Genomic DNA, 15,933 nt, shown 5'->3' on the forward strand with positions numbered 1-15,933 from the left:
ACTAGCCTGAGTGCGTGACAGATCGCATCGAGGTAGCCGCCACTGAGCTGCGACCCCTGCTCGAAGAGTTCATCGTGTGGGCGCGTACGAACGCGCCCGAGAGCGACCCGGAGCTGGTGGGGCCCGCCGCGCTGTGGCACCGTCTCGCCTTCTCGCAGGACCTCGGCACGTGGAAGCGCGCCGACCTGCGTAACCTGCTGCTCGACCGCATGCCGAAGGTCGTGGAGGACCCCGACGCGGCCGCCGACGGGATGCTCCCGGCCGTCGACGCCTACCTGACCTTCCTGTCCAGCACAGGCCGGCGTAACAAGGGCTCCGACTCCCTCGCCGATCTGCAGGCCGAGCTCGACGATGTCGAGGACGAGTTCGTCGATCTCATGGAGGAGCTGATCGAGGACGGCGAGGGCGGCGACGAGGAGGACGAGACCGGCGACCTCGGCGACTTCGAGCCGTTCGCCGACGAGCTGGCCGAGCTGGACACGGTCAGGCTGCGCCCCGACGCAGAGCTCGCAGCGGCGGCCCGCCAGGTGCCGCTCATCGCCAAGGCCCGCGACCTCGCGGTGTGGGTGGGCACAGGACGCAAGGTGGGCGAGGAGACGCTGCTCACCGATGCCGAGGTCCTGGAGGCGCTGGAGGCCGTCGGGCTGCCCGAGCCCGAGACCGACGGGCCCGTCTCCGAGGCCGTTCCCGAGCTGTGGAACATCTGGAACCTCGCCGTCGATCTCGAATTCCTCGAGCCGGGCGAAGGCGGCACCGTCACCGTCCAGGACGACACCGCCGAGTGGCCGTTCGAGGACGACGACGACGTGCTCGACGCCTGGATGCTCGGCATCCACTCCGTCGACTACGGCGACCCCGAGCTCGACGACGACGATCTCACGATGGCGCTGGCCGGCCTGACCCGGGGCCTGCTCGTCCGGCTGCTGCTCGCCGGCGGCTCGCGCGAGCTCGACGGGCTCGCCCGCGAGCTGAAGGAGGCCGCCGCCGAGCTCGACGAGCTGGGCACCGATGCCTGGGAGGCGGCCGGCGACCCGCTGGCCTCCTCGATCGAGTGGCTGACCGGCTACGGCATGCTCGAGCGCGACGGCGACGTGCTGCGCCTCACCCCGCTCGGCACCGAAGGCGTCGTCCACCTGATCGACGACGCCGACCTCGAAGTGGACGCCCGCCCTGCGATCGACTCCATGAGCGCGCACGAGCTGCTCGCGCTCAGCGCCGAACTGCCCGAGGACGAGGCCGACGCCGAGTTCGCCGCGTGGATGCGGCTGCGCGAGCCCGCCAAGGCCGCCGAGGAGCTGCTTGCGGCCGCCGCCGAGGACGACAGCGACGCGCTCATCAGGGTGCAGGCCGCCAGCGTGGTCGGCACCCTGGGCGAGGCCGCCATCCCGGCCTGGCAGGCGGCGCTCGACCAGCCGTCGCTGCGCCCGTACGCGGCCACCCACCTCAGCCAGCTCGGCGTTGAGGGCGCGCCGGAGCCGACTCCCGACGACACCCACTGGCTGATCCTCGACATGTGGACGATCTCGGCCGGGCTCGGCCGCGCCGAATTCGTCAGCAGCCTGCGCGACATCGGGCCCGAGATGGTCGGCAACCTGCTCGATGTGATCTGGAAGATTCCGCATGCTCACGTGGAGGAGCTGCTCGACCTGATCTCGCAGGTCCACCCCGACAAGCAGGTGGCCAAGGCGGCGCGGCGCGCGCTGTTCAAGGCCCGTTCCAAGAAGAAGTGACACCCGCCGGGTGCCGCCGCCCCGCCTGACGAGCGCGTCGGCACCCACGGGGTTTCTCCGGGAATTTCGGGTGCGAGAGACGAAGCTCACACCACGGTTTTCGGGAAGCGGAGGCCCGTGGGCGGAATCCCGCCGTGCGGGCGGAAACCGGCGAAACCGCGGCAGCACCCCTGCGAACGGAAACCGGCGAAGGCGCGAGGGCGCCAGACGAACGGAAACGGGCGAGTGCTCGGCGGACGGAATGGGAGGGCTACTCGGCGGACGGAAACGGGCGAGCCCAGCGGACGAAAACGGAACGGACAGAGACGGGCGAGCCCAGCAGACGGAAACGGGGGCGGCCAAGCTGACCGAAACGGGAGGGCGCCCGGCCAGCGAAAGCGGGCGAATGGGCATACACGCGGGCAGACAAAAAGCCCCGGGCCTTGAGCACCGGAGCTGATTGCTGCTGACAGTAGTCCCGACCGGATTCGAACCGGCGCTACCGCCTTGAGAGGGCGGCGTCCTGGGCCACTAGACGACGGGACCTTGGTGCGCTTGCGTGCAGTGGTAGTCCCGACCGGATTCGAACCGGCGCTACCGCCTTGAGAGGGCGGCGTCCTGGGCCACTAGACGACGGGACCCTGTCCACAAGCTGCGTGTGCCGGGGGCTCGCCCCGGCGACGCAGGTAACTCTACCGCACCTGGAAGACCACTCCAAACCGCTTAATGGCCCATCAGATCGGGCCTGTAACGGCGGACCCAGTCCCCCATGGGGCCGCGCTGCCAGGCCGGGTCGAATTCGCCAGCGGAATCGTCACCTCCGGCCGGCCCGTCGCCGGGTCCACGGGCACGCGGGCCAGGGCGCTCGCGCATCCAGGACGGGATGCGCGGTGGCACCGTACGCTGCCCCCAGCCGATGAGCCCGGCCGAGCGCAGCGCCCCAACGAGCGCGTGGCCACCGTGCTGCACCGGCCGAAGGCCGCAGCGCGACCTCGCCGTCCTGTCTCGCGCCCACCGCGACTCACCGGCCGAGGGCCGCGGAACGACGGGTGCCTCGCGTGTGACGGCCTTCACCGTGCATCGCCCCGGCCGCCTGCAACCCGCCGACCTCCGTCTACCGGAGGGTGTGAGTCGTCGTCAACAGCCGTGCGCCGGCCAGCGGCCTTCAGTCGAACGGCGCCGAGCACCCACCGACCGCACCGCACAGGCGGCAGGCAGCGGGCGCCGCTCAGCTGGCGTGGGGGGGACGATCACCGGCTGCGGCGACCCGGTGTCCGTCAGGAGCCATCCGACCTCAGACGAGGGGCGAAATGGGGCTGCGCGAAGGGCGCGGCCATCGGCTGCGGCGGCCCAATGTCCGTCTGGAGTCGCCCGGCCACGGACGAGGGCGGGGTGGGTGTGCGGGGGCCGGGGTGTCAGGTGGTCAGGAGGCCGCGGCGGTAGGCCTCGCCGACGGCGGCCGCGCGGTCGCGGACGTCCAGCTTGGCGTAGATGTGCAACAAGTGTGTCTTGACGCTGGCCTCGCTGATGAACAGGGCGGCGGCGGCCTCCTTGTTCGTGGCGCCCTCGGCGACCAAGCGCAAAACCTCGAGCTCGCGCGGGCTCAATCGCCCACGGGCGGGTCTGCGTACCTGGTCGGCGAGGCGGCCGGCCACGGCGGGAGCCAGCACGGTCTCGCCTCGGTGAGTGGCCAGGACGGCGCGGGCCAGCTCGGCGGGCGGGGCGTCCTTGAGGAGGTAGCCGGTGGCGCCGGCTTCGAGCGCGGGCAGGACGTCGTTGTCGAACGTGGTCAGCACCAGCACCCGGGGACCTGTGCCGGCCAGCCGCCGGATGGCGGTCATGCCGTCCATGCCGGGCATGCGCAGGTCCATGAGGATGACGTCGGGCGACAGCTCGGCGGCCAGGCGGACGGCCTCCTCGCCGTCGCCCGCCTCCCCCACCACCACGATGTCATCGGCGGCTTCGCGGGCGAGCGCCGCGCACAGGCCGTCGCGGACGATCGGATGATCGTCGGCTATCAGCACCCGCACCGGCATCAAAGCTCCCTCCCGATGTGACGATTGTCGCAGCGTCCCGTCACCGGCCGCCGTCCGTTCCGTCAGGAGGCGGGATGGCGGGTACGGCGGCGGCGATCGCGGTGCCGGAGCCCGGCTCGGACTCGACGGTCAGCGTGCCGCCGACGCCGCCGGCCCGCTGCCGCATGCCGTCCAGGCCGAAGCCGTCAGATCGCCGCTGCGGCACGAACCCGCGCCCGTCGTCGCGGATGTCCAGAAGGACGAGTTCGTCGGTGTACGTCAAGGTGAGAGCCGTTCTGGTGGCCTGGGCGTGCTTGGCGACGTTGGCCAATGCCTCCTGGGCGATGCGGAACAGGGCGGACTCCACGTCGGGAGCCAGGGCGACAGGTGTGCCGGCGACCTCGAAGCGCAGGTTCACGCCCGACGTCTCGGCCCACGAGTCGGCCATGTGCCGCAGGGCCTGGGGCAGCTCGGTCGACTCCAAGGGCTCTGGACGCAGGGCGCTGATGGAGCGGCGGGTCTCGGCCAGGCCGCGGCGGGCCAGCTCGGCGGCCCTGTCGAGGTGCTCGCTGCCCGGTCCGGCGGCGGCGCGGGCGGCGTCGAGCTGGCCGATGAGGGCCACGAGGTCCTGGGCGAGCGTGTCGTGGATCTCCCCGGCAACGCGGTGCCGCTCGTCCAGCACGCCCGCCCGCCTGGCCTGGTCGAGGAGGCGGGCGTTCAGCTCGGCGTTCTCGTCCATGGCGGCGCGCAGGCGCTCCACGAGGCGGCGGCGTTTGTCGTGCTCGGCGGCGACGTACCAGCCCGCGGCCACCAGCGGCACGGCCACGCCGGCGAGCACCGTGAGCAGGGTGTCGCGGTCGCCGGGACCGGCCTGGGCGGCGACGCAGACGAGGGCGGTCAGCGTGACCCCGGCCATGACCAGGCGGGCCGGGAACATGCCGATCGCCAGCGGGTAGCCGATCGAGGCGAACACCACGAATCCCGGGGCCTTGAGCGTCAGCCCGGCGGCGATGGCCTGCAGGACGACGAAGTGGCCGACGACCAGTGCCCGCCGCCGTTCACGTACGGGATGAAGCCACGCGACGGGCGCCAGCCACACCGCCGCCAGCAGCGCCAGGAACGGCCACGGCACGCCCGCCCACGCCGCCGCCACCGGATCCGCCTCTCCAGGCCCTTGAGGGCGCTCCTGAGACGTCCAGATCGCGAGCGGGCCCGCCAGCCAGGACGGCAGACGTTCGGGAGTGCTCAAAGCCGGTGGGGCGCCGAGGACGGTCGCGAGCGAGCCGAGCGCGAGCAGGCCGTAGCCCAGCCCGGCGAAGATCCACCGCTCGCGGCCCTCCCCCACCGCCATCCTTCGCCCCCGCCAACGGCCCTCCCCCATCGTGATCCTCCGCCCGAGCCTCCGCCCCTCCGCCACCGTGTTCCTCCGCGTCCGCCCGCGGCCCTCCCCGACCGCCTGCGGCTCCCGCTCGTCGGCCGTCCCCCGAGCGGGCTGTCCGTGGCCGTTGTGGCTGGTCATGGTGTCGAGCCTGGCACAGCATCGACCGATCGGTGGATGGCCGGCGTCCACCGCTTCTGCGGCCGGTCAGGCGATGTGCGGCATGCCCCGCCGAGGCGAGCATCGAAGACATGAAGGACACGACTCGCAGAACGGTTCTCAAGCTCGCCGCCGCCGGTGCCGGGGCGGTGGCCGCAACGTCGGTGGCCCGGCCGAAGAAGGAGATCACCACGTACGTCTTCGTCAGCGGCTCGAACGGCGGCACCACGGCCGACTCCGAGCTGGTGCTGCGCGGCCACCGCACGGTCGGCGTGGACCTGCCGGGGCACGCGCTGGACGCGCAGTTCCACCGCGCCTACCAGGCGCCGCAGGACCTGAAGGCGCTGGCCACGCTCAAGTCGCCGATGGCGAAGGTGCGGCTGGAGGACTACGTGGAGGCGACGGTCAAGGTGGTGCGCCGGGTCGCCGGGTACGGGCCGGTGATCCTGGTGGGCGGCAGCCTGGGCGGCGCGACGATCACGAAGGTGGCCGACGAGGTGCCGGACCTGATCGACACGCTCGTGTACGACGCCGCGTACTGCTGCACCCGCCTGCGCTCCCCCAACGACTACGCCGCCACCCCGGAGGGGCGGACGAGCCTGGCGGCGAGCCTGGTGGACGGCATCGTGGCGGACCCCACGGTGATCGGCGCGGTGCGCATCAACTGGCGCTCGGCGAACCCGAAGTTCCTGGACGCGGCCAAGAAGGCGTTCATGGCCGAGGGCGGCGAGGGCGAGTTCATGGCCCTGCTGAACGGGCTGCTGCCGGACGAGAGCATGCTCGTGCAGGGCGCCGACGCCCGCGGCCGGAAGGACAGGTGGGGCCGGGTGCGCCGGGTCTACATCCGCCACACCAAGGACCGGATGATCCCGATCGCGCTGCAGGACCGGATGATCAGGGAGGCGGACGCGGCCACGCCGGGCAACAGGTTCAAGGTTTTCACGGTGGCCACCTCGCACGCGCCGACAAGGCAGGCGTACAAGGAGATCTCCGAAATTCTGCATCGGTTGGCGAAATGAAAAAACGGACGTCTCACCGGGAGACATCCGTTCAGATGCTGGGGTACCAGGACTCGAACCTAGACTAACTGAACCAGAATCAGTCGTGCTGCCAATTACACCATACCCCACCGCTGCGATCTCCTCGCGGAGCGCGTTGGCGACGTCCGAAAGAATAGCCCAGCTCCGGGGCTAAGGCCAAAACGAATCCTCCGGCCCGCTCTGCGCTGCCCCACCGGACCCCCGGACGTGCCAAGCTGAAGGGGACAAAACACCACGTGGAGGAGCCCAAGCGTTGGCCGAGAATCCGTTCTTCGCCCCAAGCGATCTGCCCTACGAGCTGCCGCCCTTCGCCGAGATCCGGGAAGAGCACTACCTGCCCGCCTTCGAGCGCGGCATGGCGGAGCAGCTCGAGGAGGTCGAAGCCATCGCCGGCAGCAGCGAGCCGCCGACGTTCGAGAACACGATCACCGCGCTCGAACGGTCGGGCAGGATCCTCGACCGCACGACCACGGTCTTCTTCAGCGTCGCCTCGTCCAACACCACGGACGGCATCATGGAGATCGAGAAGCAGATCTCCCCGCAGCTGACCCGGCACAGCGACGCGATCCTGCTCAACAGGCGGCTGTGGGAGCGCATCAAGCAGGTCACCACCGACGACCCCGAGGAGTCGTGGCTGCTGGAGAAGTACCGCCAGGACTTCATCAGGGCCGGCGCCGACCTGTCGGAGCCCCAGCAGGAGCGCCTGCGCGAGCTCAACGAGGAGCTGTCGCGGCTGTCCACCGAGTTCGCGCAGAGCCTGCTCAAGGCCACTACGGAGTCGGCCCTGGTCGTGACCGACCCCAAGGAGCTGGACGGGTTCGACGAGGCCAAGATCGAATCGCTGCGGAAGGACGACGGCACGTACGTCCTGCCGCTGCTGAACTTCACCGCCCAGCCGGGCCTGTCCCAGCTCACCGACCGTGACGTGCGCCGCCGCCTGTACGAGCTGAGCGTCGGCCGCGCCCCCGGCAACTTCGCGATCGCGGCCAAGATGGCGGCGCTGCGGGCCGAGCGGGCGGCGCTGCTCGGCTTCCCCAACCACGCCGCGTACGTGGTCGCCGACCAGACCGCCAAGACCGTCGAAGCGGTCGAGGAGATGCTCGGCCAGCTCGTCGGCCCGGCCATGCGCAACGCGAAGAAGGAGGCCGAGGCGCTGGCGGAGCAGGCCGGGTTCCCGATCGAGCCGTGGGACTGGCCGTACTACACCGAGAAGGTGCGCCAGGCCCGCTACGACTTCGACGACGCGGCCATGCGGCCGTACTTCGAGCTCAACCGCGTCTACCGCGACGGCGTGTTCTTCGCGGCGACCAAGCTGTACGGCATCACCTTCACCGAGCGGCCCGACCTCGGCGGCTACCACCCCGACGTGACCGTGTTCGAGGTGTCGAACGAGGACGGCAGCCCGCTCGGCCTGTTCGTGCTCGACCCGTACGCCCGGCCGAACAAGCGCGGCGGCGCGTGGATGAACAACCTGGTGGACCAGTCGTTCCTGTTCGGCACGAAGCCGGTCGTGATGAACAACCTCAACGTCACCAAGCCGGCCTCGGGGCCGACGCTGCTGACGTACGACGAGGTGACCACCGCCTTCCACGAGTTCGGCCACGCGCTGCACGGGCTGTTCTCGCAGGTGCGCTACCCCCGCGTGTCGGGCACCAAGGTGCCGCGCGACTTCGTCGAGTACCCGTCGCAGGTCAACGAGATGTGGGCGACCTGGCCCGAGGTGCTGGCCAACTACGCCAAGCACCACGAGACGGGCGAGCCGATGCCGGCCGAGCTGGTCGAGAAGCTGAAGGCGGCCGAGACCTTCAACCAGGGCTTCAAGACCGTCGAATACCTGGCCGCCACGCTGCTCGACTGGGCCTGGCACAAGCTCGCGCCCGGCGAGACCGTGGAGGACCCCGAGGCGTTCGAGGCCGCAGCGCTGGAGGCCGCGGGGGTCGCGTACCCGTTGATCCGGCCGCGTTACCGGACCAACTACTTCGCGCACATCTTCTCCGGCGGCTACGCGGCCGGCTACTACTCCTACATCTGGAGCGAGGTGCTGGACGCCGAGAGCGTGGAGTGGTTCAAGGAGAACGGCGGGCTCACCCGGGCCAACGGCGACCACTTCCGCCGCGAGCTGCTGTCGAGGGGCGGCAGCCTCGACCCGCTGACGGCGTTCAAGAACTTCCGCGGGCGCGAGCCCGGCATCGGGCCGCTGCTCGCCCGCCGCGGCCTGGTCTAGAACGCGCCACGGCCGGTGCGGGGGTTCCGCCGCACCGGCCGTACGACGAGAGCCGTACTACGAGAGCCGTACTACGACAAAGGTGTGCTCAGCCGCGCAGGCGGGCCAGGGCGGCGCGCAGCCGCTCCTGCGTGCGCTCGCGGCCCAGCACCTCGATCGACTCGAACAGCGGCAGGCCGACCGTACGGCCGGTGACGGCCACGCGGACCGGCGCCTGCGCCTTGCCCAGCTTGAGCCCCTGGGCCGCGCCGACCTCCTCCAGCGCCTGCTTGAGCGACTCGGGGTCCCAGCTCACGGTCTCAAGCCGCTCGAGGTAGCCGGTGAGGATCTCCTCGGGGGCGTTCTTCATCGCCTTGTCCCACGACGCCTGGTCGAAGACGGGCTCGTCGAGGAAGAGGAAGTCGACGTTCTGCCGGATCTCCGACAGCACCGAGATGCGGGTCTGGGCCAGCGCGGCGACCTTGCTGAACAGCTCGCGGTCCCACGACGGGTCGAGGAAGGGCGCGCAGCGCTCCTCGAACGTCTCCAGCCGCAGCGCCCTGATGTACTCGCCGTTGAACGCGCGCAGCTTCTTCTCGTCGAAGAACGCGCTGGCGGAGTTGACGTTCTCCAGCCGGAACAGCGGCACCATCTCCGACCACGGCATGATCTCGCGGTCGTCGCCGGGGCCCCAGCCGAGCAGCATCAGGTAGTTGACCATCGCCTCGGCGAGGTAGCCCTCGTCGCGGTAGCTCTCCAGCGCCACCTTGTCGCGGCGCTTGGACAGCTTCTTGCGCTGCTCGTTGACGATGACCGGCAGATGGGCCCAGACCGGCGGGGTGGCGCCGAGCGCGGGCCACAGCAGCATCTGCTTGGCCGCGTTGCCGAGGTGCTCTTCGCCGCGTACGACGTGGGTGATGTTCTGGGTGATGTCATCGACCGCGTTGGCCAGCACGTAGAGGGGCGAGCCGTCGGAGCGGGCGATGACGAAGTCCTCCTGCGCCTCGTTGGGGAACTCGACGTTCCCGCGTACGAGGTCTTCCACGACCGTGACGCCCTCGTCGGGGGTGCGGAAGCGCACGGCGCCCTGCGTCAGGCCGCGCTCGCGGCAGTAGCCGTCGTAGCCGCGGTGCTCGGAGCCGGTGCGGGCGACCAGCGTCTCGCGGGTGCAGTCGCAGTAGTAGGCGCGGCCGTCGGCGAGCAGCTTGGCCACCGCCTCGCGGTGCTGCGGCTCGTACGCCGACTGGAAGTAGGGGCCTTCGAAGGCGGGGTTGGATCCGTTGATGCCGATCCAGTCGAGGGCGGAGATGATGCCCTCCGTCCACTCGGGACGGTTCCTCGACGCGTCGGTGTCCTCGATGCGCAGCACGAACCGGCCGCCCGACTGCAGGGCCAGCGCCCAGTTGAACAGCGCCGTACGCGCGCCGCCCACGTGAAACATGCCGGTTGGGGACGGCGCGAACCGCACCCGTACTTCAGTCACGGGAGACCACCTTGTTCGTGAGTGTGCCGATGCCTTCGATGCCGACGCTGACCTCGTCGCCGATCTGCAGGGGGCCGACGCCCGCCGGGGTGCCGGTCAGGATGACGTCGCCGGGGATCAGCGTCATGACCGCGCTGACGTACGCGACCAGCGCGGGGATGTCGTGAATGAGCTGGCTCGTACGGCCGCTCTGCCGGATCTCGCCGTTGACCGTGGTGGTCAGCGCGAGGTCGCTCGCGTCGAGATCGGTCTGGATCCACGGCCCGAGCGGGCAGAACGTGTCGAAGCCCTTGGCCCGGGTGAACTGCACGTCCTTCTTCTGCAGGTCGCGGGCCGTGACGTCGTTGGCGCACGTGTAGCCGAAGATGACGTCTTTGACGCGTTCGACCGGCACCTCGCGGCAGAGCCTGCCGATGACGACGGCCAGCTCGCCCTCATAGTCGACGCGGTCGGACAGCGACGTGGGGTAGGCGATGTTCTCGCCGTGACCGATCACCGAGGTGGACGGCTTCATGAAGATGAGCGGCTCTTCGGGCACCTCGTTGCCCAGCTCGGCCGCGTGCTCGGCGTAGTTTCTGCCGATGGCGACCACCTTGCTCGGCAGCATCGGGGCCAGCAGCTTCACCTGGGAGAGCGGGAACCGCTCGCCGGTGAACTGCACCTGACCGAACGGGTGGCCGGAGATCGCGGAGACGAACTCCTCGCCTGGACCGCCCTCGACCACGCCGAACGAGACGCCTTCGCCTGTGGAGAACCTCGCTATACGCACCCGTCAAGGCTATCGCCGCCGCCGGAGGGGTCCGCCCACCTCGGGCGTTCGCTGCGCGTCGCGTCCCCTGAGCTGCGAAAGAGCCGCCACTCCGGTGGGTGCGCGACGCGCTGGGGCCTGACCGGGCACCGGAGGCGGCCCGCGTTAGCCTGGAGCCGCACCTGCGCCGCACCGTGCCGTGCGCTGAGTCGTTGCTGAGTCACTGCGCTGAGCCGTGCGCCGACGAGAGGGGACCTGCGATGTCCGTCGTGAAGATCAACGTACTGACCGTGCCCGCCGAGATGCGCGAGGAGCTCGAACGCCGCTTCGCCGGCCGGGCCGGGATGGTGGAGGCCGCCGACGGGTTCGAGTGGTTCGAGCTGCTGCGCCCGGTCGACGGCACCGACCGCTACCTCGTCTACACCCGCTGGCGCAGCGAGGAGGACTTCCAGAAGTGGCAGCAGGGCGAGGCGTTCCAGCGCGGCCACGCCCAGGCCGCCGGCGAGCGTCCCGCCGGCGCCGCCGGACACGGGCAGGGGCACGGTCATGGTCACGGGCAGGGGCACGGGCATGGCGGCCCGGCCGCGACCGGCTCGGAGGTGTGGAGCTTCGAAGTGGTCGAGAACGCGGGCCCCAAGGCGTAGCCCGGCCCTTCGTCCGCGAACGCCCGGCCCCGGGCCACTCGCCCGGCGAACACCCGGCCCCGGGCCACTCGCCCGCGAACACCCCGCTCCGGGCCACTCGCTCGCGAACGCCCGGCCCTGGGGCCCTCGCCGAGAGCCGAAAGCCGGGCGGGCCGAAAGCCGGGGCCCGAGGGCCGGGGCGAGTGCCAAGGGCCGGGGGCGGAGCCTGCGATCAGTCGTCGAGCGGGTTGCGGATGATCCGGTCCACGATGCCGTTGCGGACGAACCGGGCCGCGTAGCTCGACGGCTTGCGCGCGCCCTGGTCGGCGATGCAGACGCTGAACTCCTTCGCGATCTCCAGCCTCGGATAGCGCTCCAGCGCCTCCGCGCGCACGCGGGCCGGGATCCTATCGGTGTCACGGCCCGAGATGTCCATGCCCGTGGACAGTTCGAGCAGGTGCCCTTCGGGGTCCTCGTCCACGGGCACCTCGTCCCACATGTGCCGGATGATGACCTCGGCGACCCGGTCGCGCCGCTCCGGCGACCAGCCGGCACCCGCGCAGAACGCCCAGGCCACGTGCCCGCCGGCCTCCTCGTACGGCACCGCGTGGCTGTCGTACTCGGCGGCCAGGCCGATGTCGTGCAGCATCGCCGCCACGTACAGCAGCTCCGCGTCGAAGGCGATGGCGTTGTCCTGGGCGTAGGCCGCCGCCCAGAGGTAGGCACGTATGGAGTGGTTGAGCAGCGAGGGCGTGTGGTAGCGGGTGGCCACTTCGAGCGCGCCCCGGCACGCGGGCGTGTCGGGCATCACCAGGTCGTCGAGTTTCACATGGACCAGCATGCCCTGCCGGCCGGCCGCTGAGGATTGTGGCGGGGCATCGGGGACCTAACGAAACGGCCATTCGGCTTGACCCTATGATCGTCGTTTCGAAAGCATGTCCCGCCCTCACCTTTTTGTCCCTGGAAGGAACTGGCGTGCGCCGGCTCGCGATACCTCTTGCCTTAACGCTCGTACTCGGTGCCTCGGTAAGCCCGGCACAGGCAGCGACGCAGACGGCGACGACGGCGGACACTACGGGGGGCACTACGGGGGGCGCGGCAGGCGACAAGGTGGCCCGCACCGCCGAGTGCCAGGGCGACTGGCTGCCCGCCACGCCGACCGCCGAGGACGTCATGAAGGGCGAGATCTCGCTGGTCGGGCTGCCCGCGTACAAGCTGGGCAAGAAGATCAAGTGGACGGCGAGCCCGTACCGCAACCGCTCCTGGGAGTACGTCTTCCAGTCGCTGCGCTGGATGGGCACGCTCGTCGTGGAGTACGAGAACACCGGCGAGCAGCGCTACCTCGACCGCGCCACCGAGATCGCCAAGGACTGGGTGGCGCGCAACAAGTACGGCGCCCGCGGCACCCCCTCGTACGTGTGGAAGGACCACCCGGTCTCGCTGCGCACCCAGCCGCTGCTCTGCCTGAGCAGGCATGTGAAGGCGAGCTGGCTGAAGGACAGCCTGGCCGTGCATGCCAAGCTCCTGGCGAACCCGCGGCTGTACAAGAAGGGCCACAACCACGGCATCGACCAGGACATCGCGCTCATGGGCATCGGCTGCCGCTACGGCCGTAAGGACTGGGCGAACCTGGCCGTCAAGCGGCTGACCGGCACCGTCAAGCTCGACGTGGACGCGCAGGGCGCGCTGATGGAGCAGGCGCCGCGCTACGCCGTCTACGTCTACGGCCGCCTCCAGGTCGCGATGAGCAATATGAAGGCGTGCGGCCGCAAGGTGCCCGGCACGATCTCGAAGCGGGCCGAGGCGCTGAAGGACTTCATCGCGCACGCCACCATGCCCAACGGCTACATGGTGCCGATCGGCGACGGCAGCGCGGAGACCGAGCCCAAGATGGAGACGGGCACGCCGAAGCAGAAGGTCAAGGCGTACCGGGCCGGTTACGTCTTCGGCCGCACCAAGTGGGACGAGCCCGAGTCGGCGTACTACTCGATCAGGTTCGGCCCAGGCATGAAGTGGCACGGCCACGAGGACCACCTGGGCGTCACCTACTACGCGCAGGGCCGCGACATCCTCATGGACGGCGGCTTCCACTCCTACGAGAAGAGCTCCTACCGCTACTGGACGCTCTCCCCCGAGGCGCACAACGTGCCGACCGTGGTGGGCGCCAAGTTCCGCCCGCGCACGGCGAGCAAGCTCGTCAAGACCTCGTACGGCAGCGACCGCCAGGCGTTCCGGCTGACCGACAAGGCGTACGGGGTGAGCAGGACCAGGTCGGTGCTGGTGAACCACGACGACGACCTGATGGCGGTCTACGACACGGCGTCGGGCGGCAAGAAGGTCCGCAACATCTGGCGCTTCGCCCCCTCGCTCAAGCTCGTCTCGAAGGAGCGCGGCAAGGTGGTGCTGGGCGACGGCAAGTTCAGGGTGACGCTGCTGCAGTTCACGGCGTCCTGCTCCCGGCTCGGCGGGCAGAAGGTCGAGCGGGGCGGCAAGCTCGGCTGGGTGTCGCCGACGTACCTGTCGAAGGAGCGGGCCAACGTGGTGGTCTCGCCGGCGGCGAAGTCGGTGCTGACGGTGATCGTGCCGGGCACGGACGCGCCCAAGGTGTCGTGCTCGGGCGGCAAGGTCAAGGTGAACGGGGTGTCGTTCTCGGCCAAGGTGCTTTAGAGGCCGAGCACCGACGAGACCGGGCCCACCAGACCGGGCCCTACGAGATCGGGCCCTACGAGATCGGGTGCTGTTGGACCGGGCCCCCTTCGCGGAGGCCCGATGCCGAAAGAGCCGGTCAGCAGTCGTGACCGGCGCGCAGCAGCCCGTACGTGACCGCCTGCTCCAGCGCCTGCCAGGAGGCGTCGATGATGTTCTCCGCCACCCCGACCGTGGCCCATTCGGAGACGTCGTCGCTTGAGGTGATGAGGACGCGGGTGACGGCGTCGGTGCCGTGGGTGCCCTCCAGGATGCGGACCTTGTAGTCGACCAGCTCCAGCTTGGCCAGCTCGGGGTAGAGCCGTTCGAGCGCGAGGCGTACGGCCTTGTCGAGGGCGTTGACGGGGCCGTTGCCCTCGCCGGTGGCGACGATGCGCTCGCCCTTGGCGTGGAGCTTGACGGTGGCCTCGCTGACCAGCTCGCCGCCCTTGGTGCGCTCGACGATGACCCGCCACGACTCGACCTCGAAGTGGCGCTTGCGCTCGCCCTCGACGGTGTCGCGCAGCAGCAGCTCGAAGGAGGCGTCGGCGGCCTCGAACGTGAAGCCGCGGGCCTCGAGGTCCTTGACCCGCTCGACGAGCGTCTTGGTGTCGTCGGGGGTCAGCTCGTAGCCCAGCTCGCGGCCCTTCAGCTCGACGGAGGCGCGACCGGCCATGTCGGAGACGAGCATGCGCATGTCGTTGCCGACCAGGGCCGGGTCGATGTGCTGGTAGAGGTTGGGATCGACCTTGATGGCGCTGGCGTGCAGGCCGGCCTTGTGGGCGAAGGCGGAGGTGCCGACGTACGGGGCGTGGGAGTTGGGGGTGACGTTGGTCACCTCGGTGATGGCGTGCGCGATGCGGGTCATCTCGGCCAGCGACTGCTCGGGCACGAGGTCGTAGCCGCGCTTGAGCTGGAGGTTGGCGACGACGGTGAAGAGGTTGGCGTTGCCGGAGCGCTCGCCGTAGCCGTTGGCGCAGCCCTGTACGTGGGTGGCGCCCGCCTTGACCGCGGCCAGGGTGTTGGCGACGGCGCAGCCGGTGTCGTCGTGGCAGTGGATGCCGACCCTGGCGCTGGTCTGCACGGCCTCGTGCACGATCTCGGCCAGCTCGTCGGGCAGCATGCCGCCGTTGGTGTCGCACAGGGCGATGACGTCGGCCCCGGCTTCGGCGGCGGTCCTGACGACCTCCAGCGCGTACGCTGGGTTGGACTTGTAGCCGTCGAAGAAGTGCTCGGCGTCGAGGAAGACGCGCTGACCCTCCGCACGAAGGTGAGTGACCGTATCGCGGATCATCGCGAGGTTCTCCTGGAGAGTCGTGCGGAGGGCCAGCTCCACGTGCCGGTCGTGGCTCTTGGCGACAAGGGTCACGACCGGCGCGCCGGATTCGCGCAAGGCGGCCACCAGAGGGTCGTCCGCGGCCTTCACGCCTGCCCGGCGGGTCGCGCCGAACGCGGCGAGTTGCGCGTGCTTCAGGTCCAGCTCTGTTCGAGCGCGCCTGAAGAACTCGGTGTCCTTGGGGTTGGCGCCCGGCCAGCCCCCTTCGATGAAGCCGACGCCCAGGCTGTCCAGGTGACGTGCGACGGCGAGCTTGTCGGCGACGGTGAGGTTGAGCCCTTCCTGCTGTGCGCCGTCGCGTAGCGTCGTGTCGTAGACGTGGAAGCGGTCGTCGGCCATGAGTCTCTTCTCTCTGCGGGTGCTTCTCTGTCGAGGGCGAAGGGTCGGTTGTCCGGGAAAACAAAAAGACCCCTCACGGACGTGAGAGGTCTGCGCGCTGGCGGTGTCCCGTTTCAGCCAGCGCGCCTGCCGATAATGAGCAGACCGTAGAACATGGTGCCGTCCAGTGTGCCACATGGATTCACCATCTGGCACACCGATCTCACTCCTTGGGA

General features: G+C 70.2%; 11 protein-coding genes and 3 tRNA genes. 5 read left to right on the top strand and 9 right to left on the bottom strand.

All coding sequences use genetic code 11. The features are described from left to right. Positions 1 to 14: 14 nt before the first annotated feature. The gene (locus ACFMQL_RS07230) at positions 15 to 1,730 is read left to right on the top strand and encodes a hypothetical protein (RefSeq protein ID WP_378785006.1); all 1,716 of its coding nucleotides are present in this window, start codon (positions 15 to 17) and stop codon (positions 1,728 to 1,730) included. Between the two features lie 452 nt (positions 1,731 to 2,182). Here ACFMQL_RS07230 and ACFMQL_RS07235 read toward each other — a convergent pair. From ACFMQL_RS07235 to ACFMQL_RS07250, 4 genes are all read right to left on the bottom strand, one after another. Continuing rightward, a tRNA-Glu gene (locus tag ACFMQL_RS07235) sits at positions 2,183 to 2,255 on the bottom strand. Positions 2,256 to 2,274: 19 nt separating this feature from the next. Beyond that, a tRNA-Glu gene (locus ACFMQL_RS07240) sits at positions 2,275 to 2,350 on the bottom strand. Positions 2,351 to 3,124: 774 nt separating this feature from the next. Then, positions 3,125 to 3,745: a response regulator gene (locus ACFMQL_RS07245; RefSeq protein WP_378785007.1), complete on the bottom strand. Its 621-nt coding sequence runs from the start codon at positions 3,743 to 3,745 to the stop codon at positions 3,125 to 3,127. 40 nt (positions 3,746 to 3,785) lie between these two features. After that, complete coding sequence (locus ACFMQL_RS07250; protein ID WP_378785009.1) at positions 3,786 to 5,075, bottom strand: sensor histidine kinase; 1,290 nt, start codon at positions 5,073 to 5,075, stop codon at positions 3,786 to 3,788. 278 nt (positions 5,076 to 5,353) lie between these two features. Here ACFMQL_RS07250 and ACFMQL_RS07255 point away from each other — a divergent pair, with 278 nt between their 5' ends. Continuing rightward, complete coding sequence (locus tag ACFMQL_RS07255; protein WP_378785010.1) at positions 5,354 to 6,280, top strand: alpha/beta hydrolase; 927 nt, start codon at positions 5,354 to 5,356, stop codon at positions 6,278 to 6,280. Between the two features lie 38 nt (positions 6,281 to 6,318). On the opposite strand, the gene ACFMQL_RS07260 is transcribed toward ACFMQL_RS07255, so the two are convergent. After that, positions 6,319 to 6,390 (bottom strand) — tRNA-Gln (locus ACFMQL_RS07260). 164 nt (positions 6,391 to 6,554) lie between these two features. Here ACFMQL_RS07260 and ACFMQL_RS07265 point away from each other — a divergent pair. Then, entirely contained in the window at positions 6,555 to 8,525 is a 1,971-nt protein-coding gene (locus ACFMQL_RS07265; RefSeq protein ID WP_364058953.1) for a M3 family metallopeptidase, read from the top strand. An 88-nt stretch (positions 8,526 to 8,613) separates the two neighbouring features. On the opposite strand, the gene gltX is transcribed toward ACFMQL_RS07265, so the two are convergent. Continuing rightward, complete coding sequence (gltX, locus tag ACFMQL_RS07270) at positions 8,614 to 9,987, bottom strand: glutamate--tRNA ligase (protein WP_364058956.1); 1,374 nt, start codon at positions 9,985 to 9,987, stop codon at positions 8,614 to 8,616. Beyond that, positions 9,980 to 10,756 (bottom strand): fumarylacetoacetate hydrolase family protein, encoded by a 777-nt coding sequence (locus ACFMQL_RS07275; RefSeq protein WP_364058959.1) that lies wholly within the window; start codon positions 10,754 to 10,756, stop codon positions 9,980 to 9,982. Before ACFMQL_RS07275 ends, gltX begins: the two co-directional genes overlap by 8 nt. Positions 10,757 to 10,995: 239 nt before the next feature. On the opposite strand from ACFMQL_RS07275, the gene ACFMQL_RS07280 reads away from it, so the two are divergent. Next, complete coding sequence (locus ACFMQL_RS07280; RefSeq protein WP_364058962.1) at positions 10,996 to 11,379, top strand: antibiotic biosynthesis monooxygenase; 384 nt, start codon at positions 10,996 to 10,998, stop codon at positions 11,377 to 11,379. 211 nt (positions 11,380 to 11,590) lie between these two features. On the opposite strand, the gene ACFMQL_RS07285 is transcribed toward ACFMQL_RS07280, so the two are convergent. Next, the gene (locus ACFMQL_RS07285; protein ID WP_378785012.1) at positions 11,591 to 12,187 is read right to left on the bottom strand and encodes an HD domain-containing protein; all 597 of its coding nucleotides are present in this window, start codon (positions 12,185 to 12,187) and stop codon (positions 11,591 to 11,593) included. A gap of 281 nt (positions 12,188 to 12,468) precedes the next feature. On the opposite strand from ACFMQL_RS07285, the gene ACFMQL_RS07290 reads away from it, so the two are divergent. Beyond that, on the top strand, positions 12,469 to 14,025 hold the full coding sequence (locus tag ACFMQL_RS07290) for a heparinase II/III family protein (RefSeq protein ID WP_364058968.1): 1,557 nt from the start codon (positions 12,469 to 12,471) through the stop codon (positions 14,023 to 14,025). A 118-nt stretch (positions 14,026 to 14,143) separates the two neighbouring features. On the opposite strand, the gene cimA is transcribed toward ACFMQL_RS07290, so the two are convergent. After that, positions 14,144 to 15,718 (bottom strand): citramalate synthase, encoded by a 1,575-nt coding sequence (gene cimA, locus ACFMQL_RS07295; RefSeq protein ID WP_364058971.1) that lies wholly within the window; start codon positions 15,716 to 15,718, stop codon positions 14,144 to 14,146. Between the last annotated feature and the right edge of the window lie 215 nt (positions 15,719 to 15,933).

The sequence above is a fragment of the Nonomuraea fastidiosa genome, from assembly GCF_042751225.1.
GTDB lineage: Bacteria > Actinomycetota > Actinomycetes > Streptosporangiales > Streptosporangiaceae > Nonomuraea > Nonomuraea fastidiosa.

Excerpts from the sequence above, each read along its gene's own strand:
- ACFMQL_RS07245 (WP_378785007.1), bottom strand. The coding sequence starts at position 3,745 with ATGCCGGTGCGGGTGCTGATAGCCGACGATCATCCGATCGTCCGCGAC.
- ACFMQL_RS07250 (WP_378785009.1), bottom strand. The coding sequence starts at position 5,075 with ATGGCGGTGGGGGAGGGCCGCGAGCGGTGGATCTTCGCCGGGCTGGGC.
- ACFMQL_RS07255 (WP_378785010.1), top strand. The coding sequence starts at position 5,354 with ATGAAGGACACGACTCGCAGAACGGTTCTCAAGCTCGCCGCCGCCGGT.
- ACFMQL_RS07280 (WP_364058962.1), top strand. The coding sequence starts at position 10,996 with ATGTCCGTCGTGAAGATCAACGTACTGACCGTGCCCGCCGAGATGCGC.
- cimA (WP_364058971.1), bottom strand. The coding sequence starts at position 15,718 with ATGGCCGACGACCGCTTCCACGTCTACGACACGACGCTACGCGACGGC.